The sequence below is a fragment of the Azospirillum sp. BE72 genome (assembly GCF_031455875.1).
Lineage (GTDB): Bacteria > Pseudomonadota > Alphaproteobacteria > Azospirillales > Azospirillaceae > Azospirillum.
The window spans coordinates 598,565-605,242 of record NZ_JAVDTO010000003.1 but is presented as its reverse complement, the minus strand read 5'-3'; the positions used below and the strand labels follow the sequence as shown (position 1 = coordinate 605,242).

Genomic DNA, 6,678 nt, shown 5'->3' with positions numbered 1-6,678 from the left:
AAGTTGATCATACCGATGATGCCGTACACCATCGTGTAGCCGATCGCGATCAGGCCGTAAATCGCCCCAAGCGACAAGCCGTTGATCAATTGCTGTATGAAATAATCCATCAGGCGCTCTTCTCCCACTCTCCCAGATCACCGAATAGGCAGGCACTCGAAACTTGGAACTTGAAACCTGGATTGAGCCGTGTGCGGCGGCGGAGTTCCGATCCGGATGAACGGGGGAGAACATCCAGGACCAAGGCAGGGGACGCTTGGAACCCCGCCGCCGCACCCGGTTCTTGCCGAAGCCCCGCCGGATGCGTAATCCGGCGGGGCTTCGGTCAAAGGCGGTATGGGGGACCCGTGCGGGTCTGCATGTGGAGGGCCGGAATGGTCCGGCGGTCCGAAATCGGACCAACGGCCATCAGGACAAGCGGCGACGTCATCCGGACGCGCGACACTGTCACTTGAACGCGCGACGATGTCGCGGGGGCGCGGTCCCGCACCCGGGCGGCATTCCGTCGTTCGGCCATGGTCAACAGCTCCCACTTGCGCGGCACGGCTTGCGGCCGTGGCGTCCCCACCGGCATGGCTGCCGGGCAAACCTGTTGTGAATCGGCCGGATCGGACGGAACGGCCGTCCGGCCCAGCCCAGTCGGCGAAAGGCGCCGAGCCTTACCCTGTTCTATTCTGTTCTTGGCCTCTCACCCCGGCACTTTGGTGCCGGTGGCGGATGCTGCCCTTTTTCTTGTCACAGACAGGTAAAGCAACTTGATCCGTAGGCGCAACACTCTCTTTCCTGCGGCGGAAAAAAACAACATTCCTCGCGCCCTTGCCGTCGATTTCAGAACGAAATTTCCAAAAACAGGATTTCAGCAAAATTCCGTTCAGTTCTTTGTCAACAGCTGTTCACATGTTCAGCTGACGACCCCGCGGGGGTCGGTGAAGGGCTGCCCCAGGGCGTCGGCGACCGCCTCGTAGGTCAAATGTCCGGCATGGACGTTCAGCCCCGCCAGCAGGTGCGGATCCTCGGCCAGCGCCCGCTTCCACCCCTTGCCGGCGAGCGCATGGACGAAGGGCAGGGTGGCGTGGTTCAGCGCCTCGGTGCTGGTGCGGGCGACGGCACCCGGCATGTTGGCGACGCAGTAATGGACGACCCCGTCCACCACATAGGTCGGGTCGGAATGGGTGGTGGCGTGGCTGGTCTCGAAGCATCCGCCCTGGTCGATGGCGACGTCCACCAGCACCGAGCCGCGGCGCATGCCGGCCAACTGGTCGCGGCGGACCAGCTTCGGCGCCGCCGCCCCCGGCACAAGCACGGCGCCGATCACCAGATCGCTGTCGGCGACCAGCCGGTCGAGCGTGTCGGCCGAGGCATAGACGGTCTTCAGCCGCGGCCCGAACAGGTCGTCGAGCTGGGCCAGCCGGGGCATGGAACGGTCGGCGATGGTCACGTCGGCGCCCAGCCCCATCGCCATGCGGGCGGCGTTGGCGCCGACGACCCCGCCACCGATGACCAGCACCTTGCCGGGCAGCACGCCGGGCACGCCGCCCAGCAGGATGCCGGAGCCGCCGTTGCTTTTCTGCAATGCCACGGCGCCGACCTGGATCGCCATGCGGCCGGCGATTTCCGACATCGGCGCCAGCAGCGGCAGGCGGCCGGCGCGGTCGGTGACCGTCTCGTAGGCGATGGCGGTGCAGCCGCTTTCCATCAGCAGCCGGGCCTGTTCGGGATCGGGGGCGAGGTGCAGGTAGGTGAACAGCACCTGATCCGGCCGCAGCCTGCGACATTCCGCCGGCTGCGGCTCCTTCACCTTCACGATAAGGTCGGCCTTCGCGAACACCTCTTCGGCGGTGCCGGCGATCTCGGCTCCCGCCGCGCGGTAGGCCTCGTCGGAAAAGCCGATCTCGGTGCCGGCGCCGCTCTGCACCAGCAGGGCATGGCCATCCGCCGCCAGTTCGCGGACCGAGGCGGGCGTCAGGCCAACCCGGTATTCGTGGTTCTTGATCTCCTTGGGAACGCCGATGCGCGTGACCATGCGGGAACCGACCATACGAGATCTCCTCGATCCGATCCTTCGCCCAAACCATCCGGCCGAAATCGATCCGGTCTCCAGTGAAACCATCGGTTGGGCTGATTGTCTCACAAAAGCCACTATAAGGCCGTCGAACGGGGTGAATCTCTGCAAAGCCTTGCATGAATCCCCCATAGTGTGGTGGAGCTTTCGCAGAATCCGCCACATCTTCGAACAAAGTTGCATGCACGCCCTGGACGCCCTGGACCACAAGATCCTGCGCCTTCTCCGCAAGGACGGCCGGATGAGCAACGCCAAGCTGGCGGCGGAGGTCGGGCTGTCGCCATCGGCCTGCCTGCGCCGCCTGCACATGCTGGAGCATTCCGGCGTGATCCGCGGTTATACCGCCATCATCGAGACGGCGGACGAGGAGCGGTCGGTCACCGTCATCGTCCAGATCACGCTGGAACGCCAGACCGACGAGTATCTGCGCCGCTTCGACGCCGCCGTCCGCCGCTGTCCGGAGGTGCGGGAATGTTACCTGCTGTCGGGCAGTTCGGATTATCTGCTGCGGGTGGTGGCGCAGGACCCCAGCGATTACGACCGCATCTACAAGGACTCGTTGTCGCGCCTGCCCGGCGTCCAGCGCATCCAGTCCAGCTTCGCCATCCGCAGCGTCGTGCGCCCCGGCAGCCTGCCGGCGCTGGAGGAGCAGGCGGACTGACCGTTGCGGGAATGCCTTCCTCTTGCCCAAGGGGGCACATCCGCTCCTGAAGGGCTTGCTTCAGGGAGTGGGGGGCCGCGTGCCCCGTCGTGATCGGGTAATCCTTGAATTCCGGAGCGAACCTGTCCAAGTTCGGGGCACCATGACACTGCCGCCCCGCCATATCCGTAACCTCCTGCGTGCAGGCCGCGTTCACGCAGGCTCACTCGCCCCGGATCTGGTCGCCTGAGGCAAGGCTCCCGGACCGTCCGGGGCCAACATAGTCTCCGAATCCAAGAGAGCCGCTCGAACCGCATCCATGCGGTCGCGGGTTTATCACGTGCAACCGCTGCATGACCGATGAGGCGTCCACCGGGGGGCGCCGCCTGGCGGTCGGTTGTGCATGCCGAGAAAAGCGAAGGAAGACTTTAATGCGTCCCGCAGACCAGTTTCCGCCCATCGTGCTGACCGCCACCGACCATGACCGCCTCTCGGCTCTGGTCGAGGCCGTTTCCGAGAGGTTGCCCGATGTATACGAGTACCTCACGGGCGAACTGGAGCGCGCTGCGGTGATCGATGCCAGAGAACTCGTGACGACGGTGGTCACGATGGGCGCGCGCGTGGCGTTCCGGGACGAGGTAACCGGACAGGAGCGGACCGTCGCCCTGGTTTATCCAGGTGATGCCGACCTCGCGGCCGGTCGGGTGTCGGTGCTGACCCCCATTGGCGCGGCCCTCATTGGCGTCGCGGAAGGACAGTCGATCACATGGTACACGCGCGAGGGCGAGGCGAAGACCCTTACCGTTTTGGCCGTCGAGCCGCCAATTGCGGACGGGGGCGCCGTCGCCGCATGATCCGCGGTCGGAAGAGCGGCTGCGCGCCCATCCTTCAGCCCCGCGACGTTGCTCCAAGTTCGTGCCGTCTGATGGGAAATACAGCCCTGTGCCAAGGCCGCTGATCTTTCATGCCCCCTCTCACCCGAACAGGTCGAGTTCGGGATCGGGCGCGGTTTCCGGGTGGGTCAGGTCGGTGCAGCCGATGCCGATCAGGCGGAAGGCGCGGCCGTCCACCTCGCGCTCCAGCAGGGCGATGCCGGCGGCAAGGATCGCTTCGGCCGAGCGGGTCGGCTCCACCCGGCGGGAGCGGGTCAGCTGCTGGAAATCCTTGGTCTTCAGCTTCAGCACCACGCTGCGGCCCAGCAGCCCTTCGCGTTCCAGCCGGCGGGCGACCTTGTCGGCCAGCGGGCGCAGCTCCTGCGCCAGGGCGGGCAGGGTGGTGACGTCCCAGTCGAAGGTTTCCTCCGACGAGATGCTCTTGCTCGGCGATTCGGGTTGGACCCGGCGGGAATCCTCGCCGCGGGCATAGTTGAACAGCACCCGGCCCATGGCGCCGTAGCGCTTGACCAGCCAATGCTCGTCCTTGTCCTGCAGGTCGCCGACGCGGGTGATGCCGTCGGCGAACAGCTTGCGCTCCAGCGCCGGGCCGACGCCCCACAGGATGGTGACCCGCTTGGGCGCCAGGAAGCCCGCCGCCTCCGCCCGGCCGAGCGCGGAAAAACCGCGCGGCTTGTCGAGGTCGGATGCGATCTTCGCCAGAAGCTTGTTGTGGCTGAGGCCGATGGAGGCGGTGATGCGCAGCTCCTGCTCGAAGCGGCGGACGATCTCCACCAGCGCCTGGGCCGGGCTGATGCTGAGGCGGTCCTCGACGCCGGTGAGGTCGAGATAGGCCTCGTCGATGCTGATCGGCTCCACCAGGGGGGTGAAGGCCTCCATGATCGCGCGGGCCCGATGGCCGACCTCTTTGTATTTGGCGATGTTCGGGCGGATGATGGTGGCGTCGGGGCAGCGGTCCAGCGCCTCGCGGATCGTCATGGCGGAGCGCACGCCGGACATGCGGGCGACATAGCAGCAGGCGGCCACTACCCCGCGATGGTCGTCGCCGCCGACGATCACCGGACGGCTGGCCAGCTCCGGCCGGTCGCGCTTTTCCACCGTGGCGTAGAAGCTGTCGCAGTCGATGTGGCCGATGGACAGGCTGTGCAGCTCCGCATGGCGGAACAGACGCCGGCTGTCGCATTTCGGGCAGCGCGTTACGTCACCCTGGCCTGCGCTTGATGGGGCGGCGGCGCAGTCGCGGCAGACGCAGTGCCAGGCATTGTGCGGTTCGCCGCCGGTCGGTTCGGTTGGGGCGATCATTGCGGGCCCGTGGCTTTCATTCCGGCTTTCGGAGAAGCCACAGTAGCAACTCGCGGCGGCGGCGGCCATAGGACGAGCACATAAGGAGAACGTGCTCCGCGGTCTCTATCGGCGAGCTGGAGGGCCGAGTGCGATCACACCACCAAGCCGGAAAGAGAAGCGGCCATCCGCCCATCTCCTATGACATGCACTCGGCATCGACTATAATTTTCCGGTTACCCTTTGGGAGATATGTAGTGCGCGCAAAATCTCAGGTCACAGCTTTGTTGGGGAAAATCTATAATAGAGTTTTGGTCGTTAGAAAAGAGAGCGAGACAGATCCGAAGAAAATTTCTGAGCTTCTGGATCTGCTGGTCCAATACAAGCACTTTGCGCTCTTCGCGCAGCTTTTTGACAATAGCCCCATGACCGTGAAGAGTGGAATCTTCGAAGGGCTTTTGTACGATCCTCCTATATTCGAAGGCAGCTTGTTCCCCCGCCTGCTGGGGACATACGAAGCGAATCTGCAACCGCATATCGTTGGGCTGGGCGATCGCGGCTATGGGGTTGTTCTCAATATTGGCTGCGCCGAAGGCTACTACGCGGCAGGACTAGGGCGCATGTTTCCCGATGCGGTTGTGCATGCCTATGAAATTCAAGCGCATCTGCGTGAGGCATGTGCCGTCATCGCTGCGGACAACGGATTGGCATCCCGGATCCGCCTGGGAGCGGAATTCGTTCCGGGACAGTCGGAGGTCCCGGTGGAAAAGAAGGTCCTGCTGTTTTGCGACATCGAGGGCGGCGAGTTCACCCTGCTGAACCTCGACAGCTTCCCGCAACTTGCCGATCTGGACATGGTCGTCGAGGTGCATCCGAGCGGCGACCGCAGCCTGGACGGATTCATGAGCCGGTTCCATGCAACCCATGACGTCGAAATCGTCGATCTCAGCCGGCGTGTCGTCGCGGCTCCGCGGATCATCAGAGGAATCGGGGATTTCAACCAGCTCCTGTCGATCTGCGAATTCCGTGGGTCGGAGACGCCATGGGTCATTCTGAGGTCGAAAACCCTGGGTGGCGGGCAAAGGACCATCAGCTGACACCGTCTTCTACCGCAGCACATCCCCGCCCACCGCCAGCCGGCCGGCGACCACGGCGGCCTGGGTGCGGCTGACCACGTTCAGCTTGCGCAGGATGCTGGAGACATGGACCTTCACCGTCTGCTCCGACACGTTGAGATCTCCGGCGATCTGCTTGTTCAGCTTGCCGTCGACGATCATCGTCAGGATGCGCAGCTGCTGCGGCGAGAGGGAGGCGAAGCGGCGGGCGGCGTCGGCCTCGTCGGCTTCGGATGAGGCGGCGGACAGCGGCGGCGCCCAGGTCTCGCCCGACAGGATGGCGCGGATGGCGTCGGCCATCGCCGGCATCGACAGCGATTTGGGGATGTAGCCCGAGGCGCCATAGGCCAGCGCCCGGCGGATGGTGTCGGAGTCCTGAAGCGCCGACAGGATGGCGACCGGCACGGTCGGATGGTGGGCCAGCATCATGAACAGGCCGGCGAAGCCGTGGGTGCCCGGCATGTTGAGGTCGAGCAGCACGAGGTCGATGTCGGCCGGCCGCCGCCCCACCGCGGTCATCACCGAGTCGAGGTCCGGACATTCGATCACCCGCACCTCCGGCATCGCCTTGCCCAGCGCGTCGCGCAGTGCCGCCTGCACCAGCGGGTGGTCGTCGCCGATGACGATGGTCGTTCCGTCGCCGGCCGTTGCGTCGGTCGCTGCACTCGCGGCGCTGTCCTCGCCCAT

The 6,678-nt window shown here is 65.2% G+C and carries 6 protein-coding genes and 1 pseudogene; 3 read left to right on the top strand and 4 right to left on the bottom strand.

Annotation, left to right across the window (positions count from 1 at the left end; genetic code table 11):
* Together J2Y49_RS14375 and ald are read right to left on the bottom strand one after the other, a co-directional pair.
* Positions 1-110, bottom strand: a pseudogene (locus J2Y49_RS14375) (branched-chain amino acid ABC transporter permease LivH); the annotation flags it as partial.
* A gap of 791 nt (positions 111-901) precedes the next feature.
* The gene (gene ald / locus J2Y49_RS14370; RefSeq protein WP_310115531.1) at positions 902-2,023 is read right to left on the bottom strand and encodes an alanine dehydrogenase; all 1,122 of its coding nucleotides are present in this window, start codon (positions 2,021-2,023) and stop codon (positions 902-904) included.
* 220 nt (positions 2,024-2,243) lie between these two features.
* Between ald and J2Y49_RS14365 the strand changes: the two genes are divergently transcribed.
* Both J2Y49_RS14365 and rnk read left to right on the top strand, forming a co-directional pair.
* Positions 2,244-2,723, top strand: coding sequence for an Lrp/AsnC family transcriptional regulator (locus J2Y49_RS14365; RefSeq protein ID WP_310115517.1), 480 nt, complete (start codon positions 2,244-2,246; stop codon positions 2,721-2,723).
* A gap of 410 nt (positions 2,724-3,133) precedes the next feature.
* A complete protein-coding gene (gene rnk / locus J2Y49_RS14360; protein WP_310115516.1) occupies positions 3,134-3,556 on the top strand; it encodes a nucleoside diphosphate kinase regulator in 423 nt (140 codons plus the stop codon).
* Positions 3,557-3,676: 120 nt separating this feature from the next.
* On the opposite strand, the gene J2Y49_RS14355 is transcribed toward rnk, so the two are convergent.
* The gene (locus tag J2Y49_RS14355) at positions 3,677-4,897 is read right to left on the bottom strand and encodes a DNA polymerase IV (protein ID WP_310115515.1); all 1,221 of its coding nucleotides are present in this window, start codon (positions 4,895-4,897) and stop codon (positions 3,677-3,679) included.
* Between the two features lie 236 nt (positions 4,898-5,133).
* On the opposite strand from J2Y49_RS14355, the gene J2Y49_RS14350 reads away from it, so the two are divergent.
* Entirely contained in the window at positions 5,134-5,973 is an 840-nt protein-coding gene (locus J2Y49_RS14350; protein WP_310115514.1) for a hypothetical protein, read from the top strand.
* A 9-nt stretch (positions 5,974-5,982) separates the two neighbouring features.
* On the opposite strand, the gene J2Y49_RS14345 is transcribed toward J2Y49_RS14350, so the two are convergent.
* Entirely contained in the window at positions 5,983-6,678 is a 696-nt protein-coding gene (locus J2Y49_RS14345; RefSeq protein WP_310115513.1) for a response regulator transcription factor, read from the bottom strand.